Consider the following 24224-nt stretch of genomic DNA (forward strand, 5'->3'; position numbering starts at 1 on the left):
CTCTATTTCAATCCTGTCACGATCAGTTCTGTCATCTGACTGATTACCGTCATAAAACGGCTGGACGCATTATATGCAGACTGGAATTTGATCATGTGTGTCAGTTCCTCATCGGAGGAAACGCCCATCGTCTGCTGTCTCTGATTGTCGATGGAAGACAGTGCCCCCGTCAGTGTCTCACTTGCCGACTGGAAAGTGTTTCCATCATTTCCGATCTGCCCGATCAGCTTGTCATAATAGCCTTCAAACGTACACGGCTTTTTGTCGTACGGATTCAGTGTCATTTCCTTGTCGTTCCAAAGGCTCATCAGTTTTTCACCCAGTGGATAATCCGTACCGTTCTGATTCTTGTACGGCATCAGTGTGATCTGTTTGCGCAATTCTTTATTGATACTGATATTGTTCAGGGAATACAGTGTCGTGGAATCATTTTCATCTTCTTCATTGTACACATAGTAGGTATTCCCATCATCTCCTGTCACCTTGGTATAACGATCCATTCCCACACGGGTAAACAATTCCCTCGGCGGCAGCTGTCCGTCTTCCCCGACTGCACAGTTTGCGGCATCCAGAACTTTCTTTCCCTTTAATGATACCTGATTCCCATCGGCATCGGTATAGGTGACATCCGTATCTACTGTCTTATTCGGACAGTATGCATCGTTGATTTTTGTCACAATATTGTGAAGCAGTGCAGAAACCTGTGCTTCTGTCTCCATCATGGTACAACCAGAAATACGGTCATACGCCTCTTCGCTTTCCAGATCCTGATACGTTCCGTATCCGTCCCCACGGGCAAGAAGTTTGGCTTTAATACTTCCCACATCGGTATTTAAATCCGTGGAAATCACTTCGTTCTTTTTAAATACGCGGACATACTGCTGCTTGTCCACATCAGAAAGCTGCGTCCAGTACGGTGTGTAAAATCCGGTTTCTTTGTCTTCCTGCAGCCCGATGTTATAGCACTTATTGTCATCGATAAACGGTGTGCTTTCAAAATCTACATACGTAAATCCCGTCGCATCTTCCTTAATGGAGACACTTCCGTATCCGCCCAGCTCATCCAGCAGATTGTCACGCTCATCTCGCAGGGTCATTGCAGTTTCCTGTCCGCCAGCTTCTACTTTCTGAATCTGCAGGTTCAGTTCATAGATACGGTTTCCGATCTCGTTTACACGGTCAACATCATCTTTAATTTGTTCATTGATATTGGATTGGTACGATTTCATGTCATCATACAATGACTTCGTACGGCTCAGCAGAAGATCCGCTTTTTCAAGTACCAGATTCTGTTGTGTGGAATTATCCATATTAGGCTCCAGTTCCTGAAATGCCTGATGCAGATCACTGACACTCTGTTTGAACTGTTCTCCGTTTAATTCCTGAAACAGATCCTGCACATAATCCGTGATTTCATAAAAAGAAGTATAAAATCCCTTGCGTCCATTCTCCTGCCGATAAGATTTGTCTAAGAAAATATCCCTTGCATGAACCACATCCCCAATGGATACACCCAGCCCATACTGCTGCATGTTCACATTTTTATTCGGGTCCTTTAATTTATTATAAGTTTTATCTGCAAAACGAACCTGCTGACGGACATATCCTGTTGTATTCACATTTGCAAGGTTGTTTGCCGTTGTATTCAGTGCATACTGGGCATTCTGAAGTCCAGATGCCCCAATATATAAGCTTCCGAATCCGTTTCCCATTCTTTTGTTCCTCCTTAACTCATTGCGTCAAATCCGCTGCTGCCCAGCAAGCTTCCTGTATTGCAGGCAGTTTTGTCATAATTGGCGGTCTCAGGGGCCTGCCGCAAACTCTTGAACAACGTAAGGTCGAATTCGTTTAACTCAATGGCCTGTTTAATCAGAGCCACGTTCTGATCATTCAGATGATTCATCCGGTCTGCTGCCGCAAGCAGACGGTCTCTCGCTTCGGTCAGTTTTTTCTGTACATCCGGCTGCGACTCCAGCAAAGTGATCAGTCTGGTAACTGTCATCTTTTCTTCTGTACGTCCGAGTACATTGGCAATATCCTTTAAGAGCTGTACCTGCTGGTTGCTGTGTGTCACCAGATCATCACTTGCGAGCTGTTCCAGACATGTCAGTTTTTCCAGTTCCGGAACATCTGCCCGAATCAGGATGTCTGTCTTTTTTTCTCCATAAGAAATCAATGTCTGGTAAATCTTTTCTTCTTCTTCCAGTACTGTTACAAGCTCTTCTACTAAACTAGCCACTTCAAAAACCTCTCTCGTCTGCCTTTTGCATCAGGCATTATACTTTTCAAGTAATTTGCTGGCAAAATCGCCAGGCTCAACGGAATATGTTCCCGCATCAATCATTGATTTGAGCTGACTTACCTTATCTTCCCTGATATCCGAAGCTTCTGATACTGCACTTTTTGCGACCTGATAATCACGTCCGGCCTGTGAAATGGACACCTGATCTCTCGGACCTGCTGCATTCTGCGCCTTCTGTGTCTTTAAATTCTTTTGTATACCGTATAACTGTGCTACCTGGTTATATGCATCTATACGCATGCTCAGCATCTCCTTTCTTCCTTGAAATAAGCTTCCGAAATGCATCTGTTCTTGCATCTCTATACATTGTTTATCGGTTCGTTTGGCAGATACTTTAGCTTTTTTTTTAAATTTACAGATGCGGGCAGTTTTGCTTGACAAGAGCCTCTGATATGAATTATACTTAAATCTCCGAGTAGCCGGGGTGGTAGCGGTACCTTGTACCAACAATCCGCTATAGTTGGGGTGATATCCCGCAGAGGGTCAGGGCGGTGGAGCTGCCCTTCGCAAGTGGCGTTGACGTCTGGGTCTTGCGCAATGGGAATTCGTGAACCGGGTCAGGGTAGGAATACAGCAGCCCTAAGCGAAAGCTCTCATGTGACGTGAGGGTGCCTGGGGGGAGTTAACTGCAAAGGTAACGTCTATTGTTTCTGATTCGAAGCGGGATACTCGGTTTATGTCATATTCTTCTTTTCCAGAATATGACCTACGCATTTGCCTTACGCGTAGCGTAACTTTCATGGCAAATGCTCCTTATTCTGTTTTTCAAGAATACAACCTGCACATTTATGAAATTTTAAAAGGAGGCCGCATTATGCGCCTCCTTCTTTTATTTCCTATATTTCCCCGGTCTATTCCGCATATTGTGCATCAAACAGTTCCAACAAAAAATCATGGTACAAACGCTGATACTCTTCATGAAAAGCTGCCGCAATATTCGCATCCCCGCCTTCCATCTGTGCCGCCTCAAATAATGCAAATGCATTCTCGTAGACTTCCGGATTCTTCTCATAAAACGCTTCCGTCAATCCATCCTGAAACGCGAACTGCGCCGCCTGTGAAAGATTGTCCATAAAATTCTCCCGGCTGACATTACCGGATTCCTCATAATCCGACAGAAAAATATGCTTATCCGCAGATTTTACAAAATCCTCGTATGCTTCCCTTACATCCTCATAAGTAAGCGGAACATAATGTTCTTTCCAGTAGGCATCAAATGCATCCTTATCTTTAAACTGTTCAAAAATTTCTTCCATAATAACTCCATTCTCCTTATCTTTCCTTACCGCCTGTCAGATTTGCAGCGCCGATGATCCCCGCCTTATTTCCAAGAACCGCACATGCAACTTTCGGAATAAACGCCTTGCTGCCACCAAAGCATTTATCCTGAATGTATGTTTCAAGAGGCTCTGTCAGTTTTTTCCCCTGATTGCAGATGCCTCCCGATAACAAAACAATATCCGGCCGGAAAATATTGACAAAATTTGTAATGGTTTCTCCAAGATAGCAAATATAATCATTTACTACTTTTTCTGCTGCTGTATCCCCATCCTGTGCGGCATCAAACGGAATTTTTCCATTCATGTGCGAAAGATCTCCCTGACACATCGCATTCAGGATGGATTCCGGGTGCTGCTGCGCGGCTCTTTTTGCATCGCGGATCAGCGCTGTCGCCGATACATATGCCTCCACGCAGCCTTTCCGTCCGCATGTGCACGGCTCACCGCCACATATCAGACTTGTGTGTCCGAGTTCGGCACCGCCTGCATGTGCGCCCTCAAACACCTTTCCATCGAGAATAATTCCACCGCCCACACCAGTTCCAAGCGTCAGCAGAATCGCATTTTTTGTATTCTGCGCCGCACCGGCTTTTACTTCACCCAAAGCCGCACAGTTTGCATCATTGGAAACTGCAATTGGACAGGAAAAGTACTTCTTTAACTGCTCTGTGAGCGGAACATTTTCCCACCCGAAATTATTGGAATACAACACAACTCCATGTACTGCATCAATCGTTCCCGGGCTTCCGATTCCTATACTCTTCAGCTGTGTTTCCCCGATACCTTTCTGCTTCAAAAGCGTTTTTACCAGTTTTGCCATATCCCTTATGATGTCCTGATACGGTCTCTCTACATTCGTCGGCACAGATGCTTCTGCAATTATATGCTGTTGTTCATCAACAATCCCTGCTTTTATATTGGTTCCACCAAGATCAATTCCTGCTCTGTACATTTCTTCCTCACTCAGTCTGTTATGATTCTAATCATACTTACTCTGTCAATATATTGGTTTCAAAGAAAAAAGTCAAATAGTAACTTCAAAAACACGCGCCATGACCGGCTGCTCATATTCCACCGTGATTGTATGATCCTGATTGATGCGCACATGCTGTGCCTCTTCCACCGGATAAATCTGTTTTACTGTCATATCCGCCCCGTTCCAGTCCGGTGTGTTGTATGCAGGTACCGGGAGAAATGTGCATGCTTTCTGCTCCCCGCCTCTTCTCCAGACAGACAGATAAAATGTTCTGGTTTTCGCACCTTCCTGTGCGGGTGCTTCCATTCCGTATGCCATCCATGAATCCTCTGCTTTTGCAAGTCCAAGCGGCCAGTACGGATGCCCGTTTTTGATGTCTTTGCGGATCTGTTTATAACAGTCAATCCCCTCTTTTACAAGCTGGAACCGTTCCTGTGAAAGCTGTGCCAGATGTCCGCTCTGGTGAATGCGAAGCAGCATCGCATTTACCATATTAAAGATGGTTTCCTCGCGGTCTCCCTGCTCTAACGGATAGGACCACACTGCTGCCTGCTCCGGTGCGACACCGGTAGCTGCATTTGCAGAAATCTGTGCATACATATCATATTCTTCCTGATCACTGGTAGACTGGATACTTAACCGGGACAACAGGGCATAGTCCATGCGCAGGCCTCCACTGGAACAATTTTCGATCACAAGATCTGGGTATTTTTCAAATACCGTATCCAGCCAGGCCAGATATGCTCTCTCATGTGCAAGCAGTCCTTCTCCAAAACTGTCTGAATCCAATTCCGTTCCGATCCCCGGCTCAATGTTATAATCCATCTTAATATAACCGACGCCATATTCATTCACAACACGGTCGATCACTTCATTGGCATGGGCGATCACCTCCGGATTCCGGAAATCCAGCTGATAGCGGCTTCTGTCATATATCCGTCTGCCATGCCGTTTGAAAAAGCAGTCATCACTTAATTCTGCAAGTTTCGGACTGTGGATTCCAATTACTTCCAGTTCCAGCCAGATTCCCGGTATCATCCCTTTGCTCCGGATATAATCGGTCACCTGCCGGATTCCCTTTGGGAAACGCTCGCGGCTTTCTTTCCATTCTCCTACGCTGTCCCACCAGATTCCCTTTGCGTACCATCCGGCATCAATAACAAAATATTCACATCCGGCCTTTGCTGCAGCATCAATCAGCGGTAATTCTTTTTCCGTCGTTGGATCTGCCCACAGACAATTCATATAATCATTAAAAATTACCGGGAGTGTATCATTGTCACGGTTTTTTCTGCGGATTCTTCGCCGGTATTCCGTTATTGCAGAAAATGCATCTGATATATCTGCCCGCACTGCACCCACTGCTGCCGGCACACTTTCAAATGTCTCTCCCGGGCGCAGCACCTTACTGAAATGTGACTGTATCTCGTTTGGCCCGCTGACATTCAAAACATAATGATCATTCTGGTCTGCGATCTCATAATGCCAGGAACCATTGTTTTCAATCTGCCAGATCAGCCCCGCGCCACTCTGCGGATGGCTCAGAAATCCCATCGGCAGATACTCTTTTGTGGACCAGTTCCCGGTATTGTAAACTTCTATTGTTTTGGAACTTCTCCGGATACTTTTCGTCTGTGTCACCGGAAATCCAAGCTCTTCAAACGAATATCTGCGCCAGTTCAGCTCTTTCTGCCACCCATTATGCGGAATATACAAAAAGTTTCCATCTCTCTTAATTCCAGAGCAGGTAAAGGAGGACAGGTACGTCAGTACCTGTTCCTCCTCTCCCTCATTCGTTACATGGTTGACAAATCTTGCCACCGGCACTCCGTCATAAAACTGTATGTCGGTCTGTACACAGACTCCGGTAAGAGGATCTTTCTGCCGGATCTGAAGCATTCTCCCGGATTCATTCTTTGTATCCTGCATATTTTCATATTTCAGATAACATCCGGGAGAAGTCACCACATATTTATTTCCATGCCGCTCATATGGACGATCATAGTCAAGCTGATCATTTTCGCCCATGGCAAGTACCGTATTTTCACGCACAAATACAGTCAGAAAAAAATAATCATAGACTATGGAACGTGCCAAAGAGCTCTTAGGGCAGCCTGATATAAAAATCATGGATATTGCGGAACGTTTAGGCTATGCCGATAACCACTATTTCAGCAAAGCATTCCGGACCTATTACCATGTCACGCCAACGCAATACCGCAATCAGCTGCAGAACCCTTAAGGGTTCTGCACGCGTGTCCATACCTGCATTTCGTTTTCTCCACGGTTTGCCCATGTGTAATACGGAATATAATGCAAACGTACCTTTTGCTTCTGCGGCTTTTGATACATGTGATAGAGAGTCTCCTCTGCATCCCCACTCTCTGTCAGCCGCCACCCGTCTGTTTCTACCATTTTTACTACGGTATCGCAGATTTTTCCCTCCGACACCGATGCATGCATATCTGTATCGACCAGCAGTTCATGCAGGTTCTTTCCATTGTCTTTCTCTTCAAGGCAGTAAACCACAGGGCCGCGCATAATCGCTGCCTTGCCAATATCCTCGCGGACACGCTCCGATGCTGCAAACATCTGTACCTCCATTGGAAAATCAATACAGAAGGTTTCTTCCCTGTTCCACACTTTTTTCAAATACAGGTATCCATCTTTTTCTTCCTGTGCGGCATCCTCTATTCCGGAAATTTTATAATTTTTACACCATCCCGGTATCCGGAGTGCCAGCGTCATTTTTGCATTTTCAGCCTGCACACGGATCTTTATGTTTCCTTCCCATGGCATATCTGATTCCATCTGCACATTTACCGTTTTCCCATTCACCGTTTTTTCCACATTGCTTCCCATATACAGATGCACAAACAGCGTATCCTCATTTTCTGTAAATGCATAAGATCCAATGGAACTGATCAGACGCGCAAGATTTGGCGGACAGCATGCGCATCCGAACCATTTCTGTCGTACCGGCTTGACATGAAATTTCCGTTCATCTTTGTGGCATGCCTCCGGCAACACCTCCAGCGGATTCACATAGAAAAAGCTTTTTCCGTCCAAAGCCATTCCGCTTAATACGCCATTATACAATGCACGCTCCATAATATCTGCATATTTTACATCCGGAACAATTTCCAGCATACGCCGCGCCCAGAACATCAGTCCGATCGATGCACAGGTCTCTGCGTATGCCGTATCATTCGGAAGATCATACGGAAAAGAAAAGGCTTCTCCCAAATGTGTTGCACCGATGCCCCCTGTAATATACATTTTCTTTTTCGTCACATTATTCCACAGACGTACACATGCCTGATACAGTTCTTCGTCCTTTGTAATACGTGCAATATCTGCCATACCGGAATACAGGTACACGGCACGGACTGCGTGACCAAACGCCTCATCCTGCTGCCGTACCGGCAGATGTGCCTGATGATAGCTATGCCGCAATTCATTCTCATGCCCTTTCTTTACGATTTCCGGATGTTCTTTATCAAAGTAATATGGTTTTGTGCCTCTTTCATCAATGAAAAAGCGGCTTAAATCCAGATACTTTTGTTTTCCTGTAACTTCGTAAAGACGGACGAGTGCCATTTCTGCAATTTCATGTCCCGGATATCCCTTGCATTTTCCTTCCTCCGGTCCGAAATAATCTGCAGCGTAATCCGCGAATCGTTCCGCCGCATGAAGCAGTTTATCTTTTCCCGTTGCCTCATAATATGCCACAGCGCCTTCGATCAGATGCCCCATACAGTACAATTCATGATGGTCGCGTAAGTTGGTAAAAATACCATCTTTTCCATTGATAATATAATACGTGTCCAGATATCCGTCTTCCTGCTGTGCCGCACAGACAATATCAATTGCAGCATCTGCAACCTTTTCCAGATCCGGATCGGGATGCTGCGTCAGCGAATATCCGACCGCTTCCACCCACTTGGAGAAATCCGTATCCTGAAATACATATCCATAAAACTCATCCTTGAGATTTTCGGGATCTTCCGGTAACATCTCAAATCCACGGTATGTATACGAAGGTTCTTTATATGCAGCTCCCTGTTTTCTCTTTTGCCGGTTCATTTCTGCTGCCACTTTAAAATTATGCATACAATAACTTGGTGCTGCGCCTTCTACTTTATCATTCAACGCATTCCACTGATAAGGGATCACCTCCGTACGCACCAGTTCCATCTCATTTTTCCAGAATTTATCTGTAATCTGCATCCTGCGCAATGAAACAGGATATGAAAATTTTTCTTTTTCCATATGCATTCCTCCTAATGTATAATCAAGAAATCACTATCCAATTTATCTTCTTTGTTATATACTTATAGTATATATTTTATGTCAAAAAATCCATTGTCAAACCGGAAAGCAGCATGTATAATTTCATCTGAGCAAGGCATTTAAAAAACTGTTTGGAGTATCCCCTTCCAAATACAGAAAAGCATTCTGTCAATATCTTGTTTCCACATAGAAACCACTTTCCTGTAACTCCTTTTTTGTTATTTTTCTTCCCCAGTGAACGGTGGCATTATAGTTTCCTTCCACGACCGTAAGCGTATTTCCGTTCTTCTGGAGAACCATAACGGAATGTTCGTTTCCGATGCGGATATGATCGCCTGCCTTGATCCTGCTGAAATTGCTGTGTTTTGTCACCGGTGCATATTTGCCAAACACTTTATCACTGATTTCTCCACACAGGGCAATACATCCATAACACTGACAGTTCGTGGCTTCCCAGAAATACTGCCGGTTTTCGTTTGTCCAGGACAGACCCTCTTTGTAAGTCTTTTTCATAGCCATAATCTTACGTCTGGCCTGTTTTGCGGTAATTTTTTTACTCACGCCGACCTTGCAGGTCATAGAACCGATCAGATTTCCACCGGAAACCGAAATCATTGCTTTTCCCGGTTTGATTGCTTTTACCAGACCTTTTTTATCTACTGTTGCGACCTTCGGATTGGATGACTTCCACACCATCTTTCCGGTCGTTCCATTACACACAAGCTGCTTTGTTTTTCCAACACGGAGTGCCACATCATATGTATTCATCGATGCGGTACCAACGATTTGTATGTTTTTCTGATCGCTGTCTGCCGCCATAACCACTCCCTCTGAGGGATACTGGACAAAAACGCACATAAAAAGTATAAAACTGATCCATCTCTTTATATATCTCTTCACAACTGCAACCTCCCACCTTGCTCTTTTTTGTCACTGTTTTCAGTAACACTTTTCTATATTCTATAATCATGCGACTTTTACTGTCAATAGTTTTCCCTCCGAACGGGCATGGAAAACAAATGATTTGCTGCAGCAAAAAAGGATAGACAGTTAAACAACCATCTATCCTCTGAAATGCTTATTTTATGCGTTTTAAAGATTAACCAAAATATCTCTTTAACAGACCGGCAAACGCTTTTCCGTGTCTTGCCTCGTCTCTAGCCATCTCATGAACGGTATCGTGGATTGCGTCAAGGTTTGCTGCCTTTGCTCTCTTTGCAAGATCTGTCTTTCCTGCAGTCGCTCCATTCTCAGCTTCTACTCTCATTTCCAGGTTCTTCTTTGTAGAATCTGTCACCACTTCACCAAGAAGCTCTGCAAATTTTGCAGCGTGCTCTGCCTCTTCATAAGCAGCTTTTTCATAATACATTCCGATCTCCGGATATCCCTCACGGTGGGCAACTCTTGCCATAGCCAGATACATACCAACTTCAGAGCACTCTCCCTCGAAATTTGCGCGAAGATCTGCAAGAATGTCTTCACTCACGCCTTTTGCAACACCAACTACATGTTCGGAAGCCCAGGTCATTTCACCCTCCTGCTTTACGAACTTCTCTGCCGGTGCATGGCAGATCGGGCACTCTGCCGGTGCAGCCTCACCTTCATAAACATAACCACATACGGTACATACAAACTTTGCCATTTTAAATGTCCTCCTTATTATAAATTTAATTAATGGGTGTTTTTCTTTTTGCAGTCCGGGCATAATCCGGAAAACAAAATGGAATGGTTTTCAATTGTTCCATCAAACTGCTCCGCTGCAATCTGATTTAACTGTTCCTGGGAAGGCATGTCCAGATCCATCACACATCCACACTCTCTGCAAGAAAAGTGGTAATGCGGTGCCGGGTTTCCGTCAAATCTGTCCGGGCCTCCACTGACAGTAATTTTTTGAATCTCCCCCAGATCAGACAAAAGAGAAAGATTCCGGTAAACAGTTCCGAGACTGATATTTGGAAATTCGTCTTTGATACTCATATAAACCGTTTCCGCAGTCGGATGATCATAGCGGCCTGTCAGGCACTGCCGGATCGCCTCCCGCTGACGACTTCGTTTTATCATAATACTCTCCCTCATTTCTCCATTAGTTCAAAACAATAACAGGAACTGTTACTGACATTATAATAATACTTTAGTACCAAAATGTCAATCCTTTTTTTCAAAATAAACGACATATTTTTTTCCCCGGCTCATAAACTATACAAGACATCAAATACAAAACAGGAGAATTCTTCAATTGAGACGATTTATTACTTATATTTATGAATATGAACAGGGAAACCGCGGACGAAATACCGGGTTCATCCGCACCGATCTGCGCGAAAACAGCTGCCGTATGGAACTTCAGATCCGGGGGTTTGACCGTTTCAAGGGAAAATGTCCGGTCTATCTGACAGTATATGAAAATGGTCTGCAGGCTATACCTGTTACCGAATTATTGCTCACGCAGGGTATGGGATCCTGCAGCTTTACCTGTGAAAATAATCGGATCGGAAACAGTGGTTTTGACGTGCATCAGGCACAGACCCTGACCATTGCCTGTGGCAACGGAAGGTTTCTGACCGGATGCCTTTCTTCCGCTCCGGTTCCGGAGGCACTCCGGGGAGAATTTTTAATCTTTCAGGAAAAAGAAGCGGTACCGCCTGCCGCTCAGGCACAGACAGAGCCGGTCATACAGACGCAATCTACAACCGAACCAGAGCGATTCCGTCAGCCGCAAGCCATGCCAGAACCGGAACCCGTCCGACAGCCGCAAGACATACCAGAACCGGAATCCATCCGGCAGCCCGAAACTACTCCTCAACCGGAAACGATCCAACAGCCGAAAACAATCCCTCAACCAGAAGCAGCCCGGCAGCCACAAACCTCTTATCAGAAAGTAGAAATTCAGGATATCCGAAAGCTTCCAAAAAGCAATTGGAATCTGTGCAACAACCGTTTTCTTCTGCACGGTTTTTTCAATTATCACTATCTCATGTTGAAAACGCTGGAAATGAATGGAGAAAAACGACAGTTTCTTGGAATTCCGGGAATCTATGAGCAACCGGAACGTATGATGGCAATGCTCTTTGGTTTCCCGGAATTTGAGGCAGCAGCCGCAATATCCTCAGACTCCAAAGACATGACCGGAGTTTTCGGATACTGGATGTGTCCGCTTAATCAGGATTAATCATGCAAAACTGCGCATGATCCCGCCACTTTTGATTGAGCATCATATAATCATGGCAGATGCCTTCGTACACGAACCCCACCCGTTCAAGCAGCCGGATACTTGCCGTATTATCTGGAAGTGCCCATGCCATGGCACGGTGAAGTTTTAAATCCCGGAACACCAGATCCATAATAAAACGCAGTGATTCCGTTGCGTATCCGCGATGATGATATGCGCTGGAAAACTTATATCCAACCTCACACTGTTCAGAAAATCCACGTGTAATATGATGTACACATATCGTCCCTATGATACGCTCCGGATGCTCTTTCTCATATACATAAAACCGGAACAGTGTTCCCTGTACTGCCATGTTATACTCAAACAGGAGCATCTGTCTCTGGAACTGGCGGGTATAAAAATTCGGCATCCGATCCGGCTCAAATTTTTCAAACAGTTCTTTATCCCGCATATAAAAATCCAGTACCGCATCTGCCTGATCCGGCTTTATTATTTTTAAAAGAAGACGTTCTGTCTCATATGCAAATAACATACTTCTTCCTTCCATATGATTTCTATGGTATAGTATTATACTGTAATTAAAAGGTTACTTATCCCCATAATTATCATAACGATTTCAAGGAAGAATGTCTATGACTGATGATGAAAAATTTATGAAAGAAGCCTTAAAACAGGCGAAAAAAGCCTATGCGATCGATGAAGTCCCGATTGGATGTGTGATTGTCCAAAACGGTAAAATCATCGCAAGAGGATATAACCGGCGCAACATCGATAAAAATACGCTTGCCCATGCAGAACTGTCTGCCATCCGCAAAGCAAGTAAAAAAACAGGTGACTGGCGGCTTGAGGACTGCGACCTCTACGTTACGCTGGAGCCATGCCAGATGTGTGCCGGTGCAATTGTACAATCCCGTATGCGGCGGGTAATCATCGGTTCCATGAATCCCAAAGCCGGATGTGCAGGATCTGTCCTGAACCTTCTGCAAATGCAGCAATTTAACCATCAGGTGGAAATTACCAGAGGTGTTCTTGAAGAGACCTGTTCTTCCATGCTTTCTGCTTTTTTCCGGGAACTGCGCCAGCGCAAAAAGAAGCCGGCTAAATCTGAATGATCTTCGCCTCGTGATGCATTGCAGGAATGATTTTTTCCATCAGATCTGCAGTGCGCACACGCAGGCTGGACGTATTAATACACGGATGACATCCCACATATTCTCCCTTTAAAACATCTTCATCAATGACCAGCTGCACATGATTTTCAGTATCATTCATAAGCCCCAGCACGCTGACCGATCCCGGTGTGATATCGAGGTATTCTTCCATATACGATTCATTGGCAAAAGAAAGCCGGCTTGTACCAAGCTTTTTTGACACATCCTTTGTCACGAGACGTTTATCTCCCACAATCATCAGAAGATAAAATTCTTTTTTATTTGCCGTACACAAAAACAGATTCTTGCATATGGTAGCTTCCAGCACGCGGTCTGCCTCCTCACATGCTTCCATCGTCATCAGAGCTTCATGATCCACCCTGTCATATATAACGCCAAGTTTATCTAAAAAATCATACACACGGATCTCCTTTTCCAGTCTTCCTGACGTATCCGCGGGTCTTCCCTGTTCCAGTTTCAACATAATTCTTCCTCTTTTTCTTGTATTTTGTACTCATCATACCCCTCTTTTTTGCATTTGTATAGAAATTTCTGCATAGACTAAAACTAAGATGGCTGCTTTTAGAGCTGCCGCCCAACGGTAAGGAGACAAATTATGTGTGGAATTTCAGGCTTTTGCGATTTTTCATTGAACTACTATGACAAAAAACCCTTCTGGGAAACGATCCTTGTACAAATGCACGAAACTTTAAAGCACCGCGGTCCGGATCAGGCGATGATTGATCTACAGCCACATGTGGGGCTGTCACATGCACGCCTTTCCATCCGCGATCTTAAAAGCGGCATCCAGCCTATGACACGTACTTTTCACGGGAAAACCTGTTCCATTGTTTACAATGGAGAAATTTATAATCACCGGGAACTGCTGCCCGAACTGCAGTCAGCCGGATATCGCTTTACCACAACGTCAGACACGGAAATCATTCTGTGCGCTTATATGCATTTTGGAAAAAATTTTGTTGAAAAATTAAATGGAATTTTCGCATTTGCAATCTGGGACGATACCAACAGAGAACTGCTTCTCTACCGTGACCGTGCCGGCACAAAGCCTTTGTTTTATACCCAGACCGGAAGCTCCTTTGTTTTTGGATCGGAACCCAAAGCATTATTTTGTCATCCGGATGTCACTCCATCCATTGACAAAAACAGTCTGCAGGAAATTCTGGCGGTCGGTCCGGCACGCACCTCCGGAAACGGCGTATTCACAGGCGTAAAGGAAGTTATGCCGGGACATTATCATATATTCTGTCCGGACGGACAGCACGACATTCTCTACTGGGATCTGCCCTGCCGCGAACATAAAGATTCCTATGCCCAAACCGTACAGACCGTTTCTTTTCTCGTGCGTGACACTGTAGAACGACAGATGGTGTCCGATGTTCCGGTATGCACCTTTCTCTCCGGCGGCATTGATTCTTCGATTGTCACTGCATTAGCCGCCCGCCATATGCAAAAAGAAGGAAAAATTTTAAACACGTTTTCTTTTGACTTCTCTGAAAACGAGAAATATTTTAAGTCCAATGCCTTTCAGCCGGAACGGGATCTTCCTTACGTCAACCGGATGCTGCAATATTGTAAAACATCCCACACCTATTTAGAGTGCAGCCAGGAGGCTCTCTTTGCCGCCCTGTCCGATGCGGTCACCGCCAAAGACCTTCCCGGAATGACCGATGTGGACGCCTCTCTTTTGTATTTTTGTTCCGAAGTCGCCAAACATAATAAAGTAACACTCACCGGAGAATGTGCCGATGAAATTTTCGGCGGCTATCCATGGTTTTACCGACCGGAACTTATGAACCGGGATGGTTTTCCGTGGTCTGCCGATCCTGCTGCACGTACCTCCATTCTTTCCGATGACGTGCTTCGCACGCTGGATCTGGCAGAATATTCTCATGCGCGCTATGAGGAAACACTCTCCCACGTTCCGCATCTGGATGGCGAATCCCCTGAGGAAGCCCGCCGTCGTGACATTGGCTATCTGAATATCAAATGGTTCATGCAGACCCTGCTCGACCGCATGGACCGCACCAGCATGTACTCTTCTCTGGAAGCCCGTGTCCCATTTGCCGATCACCGGATCATGGAATATGTTTTCAATGTGCCGTGGCAGATGAAATATCGGAATGGAGTCGAAAAATCCCTGTTGCGGGATGCCTGTGCCGATCTGCTGCCACGGGAACTGCTCTGGCGCAAAAAAAGCCCGTATCCAAAGACATACCATCCGGCCTACGAACAGATGCTGATCAGGCGCATGCGGGAAATTCTGAACGATCCGAATTCTCCGGTACTGCCGCTTCTGGACCGTTCCAAAACAGAAGCTTTCCTTGCCGCACCAAAGGAACTCGGCAAACCATGGTTCGGCCAGTTGATGGCAGGTCCGCAGCTCATTGCTTACTTTATCCAGATCAACACCTGGATGCAGATCTATCATTTGTCCATCTGACGTCCCGACACCGGATATCCATCATTCTTCACTAAAAAAGGAGTTGCCCCGCAAAAGGCAACTCCTTTTTGTAGTACAGCATCAACTGCAGTTTTTAACGTTATATTTCACATTATCCCTTGACACTTCCCAGTGCAATACCCTGAACGATATGCTTGGAAAGAATCAGATATACAACAATAACCGGCAGGATCGAGAATGTAATCATCACATATACCTGGCCCATATCAAACTTCAACCAGTCTGCTGCACGAAGCTGTGCAATCAGAATTGGAAGTGTTTTCTTTTTATCATCATGCAGAATCAGTGCCGGTGTAAAATAATTGTTCCAGCTGCTGACGAAAGTGAAGATTGCCTGTACGGCGATCGCCGGTTTCATCAGTGGAAGTACAATACTGTTGAAGGTACGGAACTCACCGGAACCATCAATTCGTGCGGCCTCTATCAGAGACAGTGGAAGTGCACTCTCCATGTACTGCTTCATGTAGAAGAATACAACCGGAGAAGCGATTGTCGGAACAATCAGTGGAATGAAGGAATCCATCATTCCCATCTTTGTCACTAACTTGATAAATCCAAGTGCAGTAACCTGTGTCGGAATCATCATGATCATCAGGATGAACGGATAAATAAACCGTTTCATTTTGAAATCATATGCATGAATGGCATATGCTGTCATGGTTGAGAAATAAGTACAAAGCACTGCCGAGCAAGCGGCGATGATCAGACTGTTAAACATTCCATACCAGATTGGAAGCGTTCCGTGCACCAGATTGTTCCAGTTTTTTAACAGGTTCGTACTTGGAATCGCGGTAAATCCGGATTGTAACTCTCCGTTTGATCTGGTTGCGTTGATAAACATAATGTAAAACCAGAACAGACAGAAAAATGAGATAATAATCAATACTACATAGGCGATGATGCGCCGTGCGTGAAGTCCTACACCCTTCTGGGTGTCGTTTGTATTTGTCTTTGCCATATCAATTACCCCTTTCTCTTGTCATTGCCGGTAACCTTAAATACGATCAGGCTTAAGATTGTGGTAAGAATGAACAGTACAACAGACAGTGCACCAGCCATACCATAGTTCTTACTGAACAAATGCTTATTCAGATACATGATCAATGTCATGGTAGATCTCATCGGATCACCGGTTCCATTTGTCAAAATCTGCGGTACATCGAACAGCTGCAGACCACCGATCAGTGATGTGATGATTACATACACCAGAATCGGGCGAAGCAGTGGAAGTGTAATCTTGAAAAATACCTGTGTGGAAGTTGCTCCATCCACCTCAGCTGCTTCAAAGAGGGAAGTATCAATTCCCATCATTCCAGCCATCAGAAGGATGGTCGTGTTACCAAACCACATCAGGCAGTTCATCATGGCGATCAGGCCTCTGGCACTTCCTGCATGTGATAAAAATTTATAAGGTTCTGAGATAAATCCGATCTGCATCAGCAGGGAGTTGATTGGTCCACCATCTGAAAAGAGTGTGAAGAACAACATAGAAAATGCAGATGCCATAATCAGGTTCGGCAGATAAATTACAGTTTTGAAGAATCTGGACCCTTTTAATTTCAGACGGACATCGGAAAACCATGCACCTAATAAAAGGGAGAGGAAAATCTGTGGTATGAAGCACATGATCCAAAGAACCATCGTGTTCTTAAAATATGTCCAGATATCTCCACCACTGAATAATGCCTTGTAATTATCTAATCCAACAAATGTCGGTCCAACCTGTGTTAAACCGGACATATAATTTTCGAAGAAACTGTTATAAATGGTGTTTACTAACGGTACCAGCTGAAATATTACAAATACAACGATAAATGGAATCAGAAATATGTAGCCCCATTTATTATATCTGACCGCTTTTCCTCCACTATTACTTTTCATAAGACCTACCTCCCAACTGGTATGTTATGATGAATATAGTTTTTGTTACACATATTTTTGCTAAAAAGATGGTGCCTGCCTTCCGTCATATCGTCTGGCAGGCACCTGTGGGGTAAGGCGAACGCCTTATAGTATTAGTAAGTTAACTCTGGGTACTTCTCAGTTACAGCCTTGTAGAAGAGGTCAAGTGCTTCTTCCTTGCTTGCTTTTCCTTCGAAGTAGTTCTTCATAGCGTTCTGGAATTCTTCGTTACATCCCTGATCGTAAGAAGACAGGTTGCTTAAGTCAAGTGTCTCAACACCTGCGCAGTACATTGGGAGTGGATTCTGTCCACCAAGAATCTTGCTGGTATATTCTTTATCATCTTTAACCTTAATAGATCCATCTGCCAATCCGTTCATAACGGTGCTGTTGTTTACGAAATCGTCATCATCTACAACGATATTTTTCATAATGTCGTCATCTGTTGTCATCTTTAACATAATATCTTTTACAAGATTTGCGTTATCTGTTCCCTGAGCTGCACAGATCCATGTACCACCCCAGAAGAAGCCCTGCGGTCCCTGAGCTGCGCCCCATCCGCCGTTGTATCCGATAGATCCTTCTGTATCAGCTGCCATAGAGAAGTTTACTAACCATGCAGGTCCAAAGTAGCAGAATACTTTACCCTGTGGATAGAATCCTTTTGACCAGTCATCTGACCAGAGATCACAAGTACCTGTCTCGCCAGCATCTACCTGAGCCTTAGAATCGTCTACCCATTTCATAATGTTGTCATCGATATTGATCTTATTTCCGTCTACCCACTTAGATGTTACATTGTTGGAGTATACACGGTATGTATCGTTTGCGGAAGCAGTCATCTTGTAACCTGCATCCTTCATCTTCTTTGCGGTATCGTTATATGTATCCCAATCCTTTACATATTCCTGAACCTTATCTGGATCGTCTGTTCCGAGAACTTCTTTGGCTGCATCTCTGTTATAGAAAAGAACACCTGGGCAGCCCTGCCATGAAAGGCCTTTTAAAACGCCCTTGGAATCGGTAACGATATCCTTTGTGTACTGATACTGTTTTGACAGATCGCTGTCTGCAATTCCCAGATCCTTAATTGGCATCGTATAATCGGTATCTACATACTTCAATGCGTAATCTGCTTCTACCAGGAATAAGTCAATCTTATCATCTGCTGGAGCATCTGCCTGATTTAATAAGGTAGCATCCAGATTGTTCTGGTACGCATTGTCATCGTTTGGTGTAATGTTCCAGACAACATCAACATCACCGATCTTTCCATGTGTTGCATCAACTTCCTGATAATCCGGATAGTGAGCTGTGATACGGCTCTTGAACTCCTCGTTCCAGCAATAAATGTTTAAAACCTTTCCGGTATCTTCTGCCGGAGCAGTTACTTCAGAACTGGTATCTGCCTTTGAAGTATCCGGTGTTGTTGCATTGTCGCTGCTCTCTTTACTTCCGCAGCCAGCAAACATTGTTGCTACCATTGTTGCGCACAGCAGTGCACTTACGACTTTCTTTTTCATATAAAACCCTCCTTAATATTTGTTGACCTGTTGGTCAGTTTGTTTTGAAGAAATCTGCCGGCTTTATTCTTTCGGCTGAATTGCACCTACGGACTGTCCCGGTACTAAACTTCCTTCTATAACGACTCTCTCGACAAGAGTTGTTCTCGGTTTCTCAATGGTTCCGACGAGCCTTATTGCAGCTTCGCTTCCAATTATTTCTGTGTTCTGGCGAATTGTTGTAAGTTTTGGATATAAAAGCTGCGAGATCATCGTACCGTCATATCCGGCTACCGAAATGTCTCTCGGAATTCGAAGTCCCATTTCAATAATGACATTTCTACCTCCTATTAAAGAAGTATCATCCGGATAAATGATACAGGTTGGCGGATCTTCCAGATTCAACAGTTCCTTTGTCTGTTTTGCAGATCCTTTTGTCTCAAGATAATCAGCTGAGCGGACATATGTATCGGGAATTTCAAGCCCCAGTTCATCAATTGTCCGATAAAAACTTGCGAGCCGGTCCCGCGTAACACTTGATCCTTCCTGTCCATGAATATATGCAATTTTTCTGTGTCCCTGACTGTATATGTACTTTACTAAATCTTCCATACCCTGTATATTGTTGGAAGTAACTGCGGTGCAGTTATGATGTACATAATCAATCGTAACTACAGGTATTTCACTGTTCATCAGCTCGATCACATCCGGGTCATCAAAATTGGCACATACAATTACGACCCCCTCAAAATTCCGGTACCGGCAATGTTCATAATAGGACATTTTCCGATTTTCAAAGCAGGTGTTGATAAATGTAATATCATATCCTAACTTTTCTGCCTGAATCTTAAGTCCGTTCAGCACACCGGAGAAATATTCATGAGTCAGGCCCCTTCCGGCTTCCTCCTCGAAGAGTACCCCGATATTATATGAGCGGTTTGTCTTAAGTGCTCTGGCCGCTGCATTCGGAAAATATCCAAGTGCTTCTGCCGTTTGCTTTACCCGGTTTTTTGTCTCTTCACTGATATCTTTATGATCATTCAGTGCTTTGCTTACAGTCGCAGTAGAGACACCACATCGTTCAGCAATTGTTTTTAAAGATACCATATCGTTCCTCCAATGTTTCGGAAAACTTTCTTAATCGTTTTCGTAGCTTTAATATACCCCCGTATGGTCAGAAATGCAATAGCTTTTTGTCATTTCGTCAATTTAAACATTTTATTCTTGACGGTTTTATGCATATTGTATGTGTATTTTGTGTCCGTGCATGCGCACGCTATTTTATTCTTATACGTTTACGCAATTTTTTTGGTTTTTTAATGTTGCGCACGCATTTGTTGCTTTCTTATATTTTTTGTTTTCGTTTTTGTTCAAGTTGCTGGATTTGCCTGTTTTAAGCCATTTTGTGTTGATTTTTTAAATTTCAGAGACTATACTCTATTTATAAAAGAGAGTGCTTAAACGTTTTCGCTCTCATAGATAAGTGGCATTTAAAACAAGCACGATGGATTGATTACTCCACCAAATGCTTCTTTCCACTTTCATCTACTATGTCACAAGTAAATAATTTTATATGGAGGATACACACATGAAATTTGGATATTTCGATGATGCGAACAAAGAATATGTTATTACCTCTCCTAAGACACCACTCCCATGGATCAACTATCTGGGTTCTGAGAATTTCTTTTCTCTGATCTCCAATACCTGCGGTGGCTATAGCTTCTATAAAGATGCAAAGCTTCTTCGTCTGACGAGATACCGTTATAACAATGTTCCTTTCGACAGCAATGGACACTACTACTATATTAAAGAGGGCGATACCATCTGGAATCCCGGATGGATGCCAGCCAAGACCGATCTGGACGCTTATGAGTGTCATCACGGTATGGGCTACTCCACCTTCCGGAGCAGTAAAAATGATCTGCTGGCAGAGCTGACCGCATTTGTTCCGGTTGGAAAGAACTGTGAGATCAATCAGCTGACTCTTACCAATAACAGTAAAGAGACGAAAGATTTTTCTGTCTTTTCTTATGTAGAATTCTGTTTATGGAATGCAATGGACGACATGACCAACTTCCAGCGTAATTTCTCTACCGGTGAAGTAGAAGTTCATGGATCTGCAATTTATCATAAGACCGAATACCGTGAGCGTCGTAATCACTATGCTCTGTATGCAGTTAACGCCCCGGTAGACGGATTTGATACTGACCGCGATTCCTTCCTTGGAGCATACGGAGAAAACTCTGCTCCTGAAGTTGTCGTGTCCGATCAGTCCAAAAACTCCATTGCCAGCGGATGGGCTCCGGTAGGCTCCCATCATCTGAAAGTGTCTCTTGCTCCCGGCGAATCCAAAACTTTCGTATTTATTCTGGCATACATAGAGAATCCTGTTGAAGAAAAATGGATCGGACGCGCCGAAGATGGAAAGATTAACCGCACACGTGCGGAAGCTCTGATGAAAGAATTTGATACCAAAGAAAAATCAGAAGCAGCACTGGCTGAACTGAAAAAATACTGGGATGAACTGCTTTCTCACTTTACGGTATCCTCTTCCGAGGAAAAACTGGATCGTATGGTAAACATCTGGCATCAGTATCAGTGTATGGTCACATTTAATATGAGCCGTTCTGCTTCCTACTTCGAATCCGGTATCGGACGAGGCATGGGATTCCGTGATTCCTGTCAGGATCTGCTTGGTTTCGTACATCTGATTCCGGACCGCGCAAGAGAGCGTATTCTGGATATTGCAGCAACACAGTTTGAAGACGGAAGTGCATATCATCAGTATCAGCCTCTGACCAAGAAAGGTAATTCTGATATTGGAAGCGGTTTCAACGATGATCCGCTCTGGCTGATTGCAGGTACCGCAGCATACATCAAAGAAACCGGGGATTACACCATCCTGGATGAAAAAACGCCGTATGACAGTGATCCTTCCAAGGCAACTGATTTTATGGAGCATTTACGCCGTTCCTTCCACTACACCATCGATCATCTCGGACCGCATAAACTTCCGCTGATCGGCCGTGCAGACTGGAATGACTGCCTGAACTTAAACTGCTTCTCCACAGAACCGGGAGAATCCTTCCAGACATTCGGCCCATCCGAAGGACCAAATGCAGAGTCTGTTTTCATTGCCGGTATGTTTGTCCGTTACGGTAAAGATTATGTAGAGATCTGCCGTCACAGAGGGCTTGAGGATGAAGCAAAACTGGCAGAAAATGCTATCGCAGAAATGGAAAAGACGGTTCTTGATGCTGGCTGGGATGGAGAATGGTTCCTGCGGGCATACGATCATTACAAAAACAAGATTGGTTCTAAAGAATGTGAAGACGGTAAAATTTTTATCGAGCCACAAGGCTTCTGCGTTATGGCAGAGATCGGTCTGAAAGAAGGAAACTGTCTGAAAGCCATGGAATCCGTAGAAAAATATCTGGATACTAAATACGGTATTGTACTTCTTCAGCCACCTTATCACAGATACCATGTAGAACTTGGTGAAATTTCCTCTTATCCACCAGGATATAAAGAAAATGCCGGTATCTTCTGCCACAACAATCCTTGGATTTCCATTGCAGAAACCGTTGTCGGACGTGGAAACCGCGCATGGCAGGTATATACAAGAACCTGTCCTGCATATATCGAAGATATCAGCGAAATTCACCGTACCGAACCTTATGTATATTCGCAGATGATTGCCGGAAAAGATGCTCCAAACTTTGGAGAAGCCAAGAACAGCTGGCTGACCGGTACTGCAGCGTGGACATTCCTGGACGTTTCCCAGTATATTCTCGGAATCCGTCCGGATTACGACGGATTGACCGTCGATCCATGTATTCCATCCGCTCTGGATGGTTTCGAAGCAAAACGTGACTTCCGTGGTGTGACCTATCACATCAGCGTCCGTAACCCAAAACACGTAGAAAAGGGTGTTGCTTCCATGACCGTTGATGGCATTGCCGTAGACGGAAATACGATTCCATTACCAACCGGCAAGACAGAAGTCTCTGTCGAAGTGGTTATGGGCTAATACTTAATCACAGTAATTCTTGTTTCCGGTTTTGTGCCGGAAGCAGTTTTACCATTTTTCATTATTTTCCTACCCCCAAAAAGAAGGTGCGCATTATGCGCACCCTCTTTTTATTCATGATGATTTTATTTATGATGAATCGCTTTTTTCACCCATGTAAATAAGTTTCTTACAAATACTCCTCCAAAAAAGATCTGCCAGCATAATGCCATTGGGAAGTTTAATGCAAATTTTTGCAGCCACACTGCGACCACCTGATTTCCCGGATGTGCAAACAAAACTGTGGCAATCAGACTCATTACCGGACACATCAGACATACAATCATAGAACAGATTGCAAGTGTCACAAAGACCGGCTTGTCTTCTTTCGGATTTACCAGACGAAACGCCAGCATCGTTGCCAGTTTCTCCACTACAAAATACTCCAGGATACATGCGATCGGCCACATAATCGGTATTTCATGAAACGCCAGCAGAAAAACTTCGTTTGTCATTCCGCCTTTGTCGATTGCGATGTTATAGCATACCATGGCATACACCATGACAAACGCCATAACAAGTGTAAATAAAATATTTTCGAGTCTACTCTTCTTTGGCATAATTTTGCCCTCCTTTAATATAAATAAATTTGAGCATAGAAAAACACACGCGTGTTGTTCGTTAATCAGTGGTTACTGTTCACAGGTTACCCTGCGAACAGTAACTTCGCAGCCCCATATAAAGTTTTGCTTTGCAAAAGGGGGCTGCTCACACCCACATCATGTTCATACGCACCTGAACAGCATGGTGTTCAGGTGCTGAATGAACCGTAACAATCAGTGAGCAATGCACACATGTGTCGTTTCCAATTATACCAATATGTTCTCTATACAATTAAAAGTGCCTAGTTCCGGAATCGAACCAGAGACACGAGGATTTTCAGTCCTCTGCTCTACCAACTGAGCTAACTAGGCACATAGTTGCGGGAATAGGATTTGAACCTATGACCTCCGGGTTATGAGCCCGGCGAGCTTCCAGACTGCTCCATCCCGCGATAATATATTTAATTATATGCAATTACTGAAAAAGTAATTCCAATGGGCAGAGGTGGATTCGAACCACCGAAGCAATTTGCAGCAGATTTACAGT

General features: G+C 44.2%; 22 protein-coding genes, 2 tRNA genes and 1 other RNA gene. 6 read left to right on the forward strand and 19 right to left on the reverse strand.

What is annotated here, in order from left to right; all coding sequences use genetic code 11:
• Positions 1-2: 2 nt before the first annotated feature.
• The 3 genes from DXD06_RS11450 to flgM are packed head-to-tail and all read right to left on the reverse strand — an operon-like array spanning position 3 to position 2542.
• Positions 3-1712 (reverse strand): flagellar hook-associated protein FlgK, encoded by a 1710-nt coding sequence (locus tag DXD06_RS11450; RefSeq protein ID WP_117831931.1) that lies wholly within the window; start codon positions 1710-1712, stop codon positions 3-5.
• 14 nt (positions 1713-1726) lie between these two features.
• Positions 1727-2239, reverse strand: coding sequence for a flagellar protein FlgN (locus DXD06_RS11455; protein WP_022045238.1), 513 nt, complete (start codon positions 2237-2239; stop codon positions 1727-1729).
• Between the two features lie 30 nt (positions 2240-2269).
• Complete coding sequence (gene flgM, locus DXD06_RS11460; RefSeq protein ID WP_022045237.1) at positions 2270-2542, reverse strand: flagellar biosynthesis anti-sigma factor FlgM; 273 nt, start codon at positions 2540-2542, stop codon at positions 2270-2272.
• A gap of 171 nt (positions 2543-2713) precedes the next feature.
• Here flgM and ffs point away from each other — a divergent pair.
• Positions 2714-2975: signal recognition particle sRNA large type (gene ffs / locus DXD06_RS11465), an RNA gene on the forward strand.
• A gap of 178 nt (positions 2976-3153) precedes the next feature.
• Here ffs and DXD06_RS11470 read toward each other — a convergent pair.
• The 3 genes from DXD06_RS11470 to DXD06_RS11480 all read right to left on the reverse strand — a co-directional run bounded on the left by DXD06_RS11470 (position 3154) and on the right by DXD06_RS11480 (position 6655).
• Positions 3154-3558, reverse strand: coding sequence for a serine/threonine protein phosphatase (locus DXD06_RS11470; protein ID WP_117831933.1), 405 nt, complete (start codon positions 3556-3558; stop codon positions 3154-3156).
• Positions 3559-3574: 16 nt separating this feature from the next.
• Positions 3575-4534: an ROK family protein gene (locus tag DXD06_RS11475; protein WP_117831935.1), complete on the reverse strand. Its 960-nt coding sequence runs from the start codon at positions 4532-4534 to the stop codon at positions 3575-3577.
• Between the two features lie 72 nt (positions 4535-4606).
• The gene (locus DXD06_RS11480) at positions 4607-6655 is read right to left on the reverse strand and encodes a glycoside hydrolase family 36 protein (RefSeq protein WP_330418197.1); all 2049 of its coding nucleotides are present in this window, start codon (positions 6653-6655) and stop codon (positions 4607-4609) included.
• A gap of 31 nt (positions 6656-6686) precedes the next feature.
• Here DXD06_RS11480 and DXD06_RS18170 point away from each other — a divergent pair, with 31 nt between their 5' ends.
• The gene (locus tag DXD06_RS18170) at positions 6687-6800 is read left to right on the forward strand and encodes a helix-turn-helix domain-containing protein (protein WP_416390261.1); all 114 of its coding nucleotides are present in this window, start codon (positions 6687-6689) and stop codon (positions 6798-6800) included.
• Here DXD06_RS18170 and DXD06_RS11490 read toward each other — a convergent pair.
• The 4 genes from DXD06_RS11490 to DXD06_RS11505 form a co-directional block, all read right to left on the reverse strand.
• Positions 6797-8830 carry a glycoside hydrolase family 127 protein gene (locus tag DXD06_RS11490; protein ID WP_117831939.1) on the reverse strand — a complete coding sequence of 678 codons (2034 nt, stop codon included), beginning with the start codon at positions 8828-8830 and terminating at the stop codon, positions 6797-6799. The two genes, DXD06_RS18170 and DXD06_RS11490, sit on opposite strands and share 4 nt — an antisense overlap.
• A gap of 189 nt (positions 8831-9019) precedes the next feature.
• Complete coding sequence (locus DXD06_RS11495) at positions 9020-9751, reverse strand: Ig-like domain-containing protein (RefSeq protein ID WP_243001045.1); 732 nt, start codon at positions 9749-9751, stop codon at positions 9020-9022.
• Between the two features lie 199 nt (positions 9752-9950).
• Positions 9951-10493: an NADH peroxidase gene (locus tag DXD06_RS11500; protein ID WP_022045230.1), complete on the reverse strand. Its 543-nt coding sequence runs from the start codon at positions 10491-10493 to the stop codon at positions 9951-9953.
• Between the two features lie 29 nt (positions 10494-10522).
• The gene (locus tag DXD06_RS11505; RefSeq protein WP_022045229.1) at positions 10523-10912 is read right to left on the reverse strand and encodes a Fur family transcriptional regulator; all 390 of its coding nucleotides are present in this window, start codon (positions 10910-10912) and stop codon (positions 10523-10525) included.
• Positions 10913-11087: 175 nt separating this feature from the next.
• Here DXD06_RS11505 and DXD06_RS11510 point away from each other — a divergent pair, with 175 nt between their 5' ends.
• Complete coding sequence (locus DXD06_RS11510) at positions 11088-12020, forward strand: DUF6128 domain-containing protein (RefSeq protein WP_117831941.1); 933 nt, start codon at positions 11088-11090, stop codon at positions 12018-12020.
• Here DXD06_RS11510 and DXD06_RS11515 read toward each other — a convergent pair.
• The gene (locus DXD06_RS11515) at positions 12007-12555 is read right to left on the reverse strand and encodes a GNAT family N-acetyltransferase (protein WP_022045227.1); all 549 of its coding nucleotides are present in this window, start codon (positions 12553-12555) and stop codon (positions 12007-12009) included. The two genes, DXD06_RS11510 and DXD06_RS11515, sit on opposite strands and share 14 nt — an antisense overlap.
• A 100-nt stretch (positions 12556-12655) precedes the next feature.
• Between DXD06_RS11515 and tadA the strand changes: the two genes are divergently transcribed.
• Entirely contained in the window at positions 12656-13135 is a 480-nt protein-coding gene (gene tadA / locus DXD06_RS11520; RefSeq protein WP_022045226.1) for a tRNA adenosine(34) deaminase TadA, read from the forward strand.
• On the opposite strand, the gene DXD06_RS11525 is transcribed toward tadA, so the two are convergent.
• Positions 13122-13655: a prolyl-tRNA synthetase associated domain-containing protein gene (locus tag DXD06_RS11525; RefSeq protein WP_117831963.1), complete on the reverse strand. Its 534-nt coding sequence runs from the start codon at positions 13653-13655 to the stop codon at positions 13122-13124. The two genes, tadA and DXD06_RS11525, sit on opposite strands and share 14 nt — an antisense overlap.
• Positions 13656-13790: 135 nt before the next feature.
• On the opposite strand from DXD06_RS11525, the gene asnB reads away from it, so the two are divergent.
• Positions 13791-15638 (forward strand): asparagine synthase (glutamine-hydrolyzing), encoded by a 1848-nt coding sequence (gene asnB, locus DXD06_RS11530; RefSeq protein WP_117831943.1) that lies wholly within the window; start codon positions 13791-13793, stop codon positions 15636-15638.
• A 112-nt stretch (positions 15639-15750) separates the two neighbouring features.
• Here the strand turns inward: asnB and DXD06_RS11535 are convergent, their stop codons facing one another.
• From DXD06_RS11535 to DXD06_RS11550, 4 genes are all read right to left on the reverse strand, one after another.
• Positions 15751-16617 carry a carbohydrate ABC transporter permease gene (locus DXD06_RS11535; RefSeq protein WP_117831945.1) on the reverse strand — a complete coding sequence of 289 codons (867 nt, stop codon included), beginning with the start codon at positions 16615-16617 and terminating at the stop codon, positions 15751-15753.
• 5 nt (positions 16618-16622) lie between these two features.
• Positions 16623-17540, reverse strand: coding sequence for a carbohydrate ABC transporter permease (locus DXD06_RS11540; RefSeq protein ID WP_022045222.1), 918 nt, complete (start codon positions 17538-17540; stop codon positions 16623-16625).
• A gap of 134 nt (positions 17541-17674) precedes the next feature.
• Entirely contained in the window at positions 17675-19084 is a 1410-nt protein-coding gene (locus tag DXD06_RS11545) for a carbohydrate ABC transporter substrate-binding protein (protein ID WP_117831947.1), read from the reverse strand.
• A 63-nt stretch (positions 19085-19147) separates the two neighbouring features.
• The gene (locus DXD06_RS11550) at positions 19148-20170 is read right to left on the reverse strand and encodes a LacI family DNA-binding transcriptional regulator (RefSeq protein WP_117831949.1); all 1023 of its coding nucleotides are present in this window, start codon (positions 20168-20170) and stop codon (positions 19148-19150) included.
• 481 nt (positions 20171-20651) lie between these two features.
• On the opposite strand from DXD06_RS11550, the gene DXD06_RS11555 reads away from it, so the two are divergent.
• Positions 20652-23096 carry a GH36-type glycosyl hydrolase domain-containing protein gene (locus DXD06_RS11555; protein ID WP_117831951.1) on the forward strand — a complete coding sequence of 815 codons (2445 nt, stop codon included), beginning with the start codon at positions 20652-20654 and terminating at the stop codon, positions 23094-23096.
• Between the two features lie 125 nt (positions 23097-23221).
• Here the strand turns inward: DXD06_RS11555 and DXD06_RS11560 are convergent, their stop codons facing one another.
• From DXD06_RS11560 to DXD06_RS11570, 3 genes are all read right to left on the reverse strand, one after another.
• A complete protein-coding gene (locus tag DXD06_RS11560) occupies positions 23222-23695 on the reverse strand; it encodes a DUF2798 domain-containing protein (protein WP_117831953.1) in 474 nt (157 codons plus the stop codon).
• A gap of 281 nt (positions 23696-23976) precedes the next feature.
• Positions 23977-24049 (reverse strand) — tRNA-Phe (locus DXD06_RS11565).
• Positions 24050-24055: 6 nt separating this feature from the next.
• Positions 24056-24129 (reverse strand) — tRNA-Met (locus DXD06_RS11570).
• Positions 24130-24224 lie beyond the last annotated feature (95 nt).

This window comes from Roseburia sp. TF10-5, assembly GCF_003462365.1.
GTDB classification, from domain to species: Bacteria; Bacillota; Clostridia; order Lachnospirales; family Lachnospiraceae; genus Roseburia; species Roseburia faecis.

Coding starts and splice junctions, on each gene's coding strand:
- DXD06_RS11450 (WP_117831931.1), bottom strand. CDS start 1,712: ATGGGAAACGGATTCGGAAGCTTATATATTGGGGCATCTGGACTTCAG.
- flgM (WP_022045237.1), bottom strand. CDS start 2,542: ATGCGTATAGATGCATATAACCAGGTAGCACAGTTATACGGTATACAA.
- DXD06_RS11470 (WP_117831933.1), bottom strand. CDS start 3,558: ATGGAAGAAATTTTTGAACAGTTTAAAGATAAGGATGCATTTGATGCC.
- DXD06_RS11475 (WP_117831935.1), bottom strand. CDS start 4,534: ATGTACAGAGCAGGAATTGATCTTGGTGGAACCAATATAAAAGCAGGG.
- DXD06_RS18170 (WP_416390261.1), top strand. CDS start 6,687: ATGGATATTGCGGAACGTTTAGGCTATGCCGATAACCACTATTTCAGC.
- DXD06_RS11490 (WP_117831939.1), bottom strand. CDS start 8,830: ATGGAAAAAGAAAAATTTTCATATCCTGTTTCATTGCGCAGGATGCAG.
- DXD06_RS11500 (WP_022045230.1), bottom strand. CDS start 10,493: ATGGCAAAGTTTGTATGTACCGTATGTGGTTATGTTTATGAAGGTGAG.
- DXD06_RS11505 (WP_022045229.1), bottom strand. CDS start 10,912: ATGATAAAACGAAGTCGTCAGCGGGAGGCGATCCGGCAGTGCCTGACA.
- DXD06_RS11515 (WP_022045227.1), bottom strand. CDS start 12,555: ATGTTATTTGCATATGAGACAGAACGTCTTCTTTTAAAAATAATAAAG.
- tadA (WP_022045226.1), top strand. CDS start 12,656: ATGACTGATGATGAAAAATTTATGAAAGAAGCCTTAAAACAGGCGAAA.
- asnB (WP_117831943.1), top strand. CDS start 13,791: ATGTGTGGAATTTCAGGCTTTTGCGATTTTTCATTGAACTACTATGAC.
- DXD06_RS11535 (WP_117831945.1), bottom strand. CDS start 16,617: ATGGCAAAGACAAATACAAACGACACCCAGAAGGGTGTAGGACTTCAC.
- DXD06_RS11540 (WP_022045222.1), bottom strand. CDS start 17,540: ATGAAAAGTAATAGTGGAGGAAAAGCGGTCAGATATAATAAATGGGGC.
- DXD06_RS11545 (WP_117831947.1), bottom strand. CDS start 19,084: ATGAAAAAGAAAGTCGTAAGTGCACTGCTGTGCGCAACAATGGTAGCA.
- DXD06_RS11550 (WP_117831949.1), bottom strand. CDS start 20,170: ATGGTATCTTTAAAAACAATTGCTGAACGATGTGGTGTCTCTACTGCG.
- DXD06_RS11555 (WP_117831951.1), top strand. CDS start 20,652: ATGAAATTTGGATATTTCGATGATGCGAACAAAGAATATGTTATTACC.
- DXD06_RS11560 (WP_117831953.1), bottom strand. CDS start 23,695: ATGCCAAAGAAGAGTAGACTCGAAAATATTTTATTTACACTTGTTATG.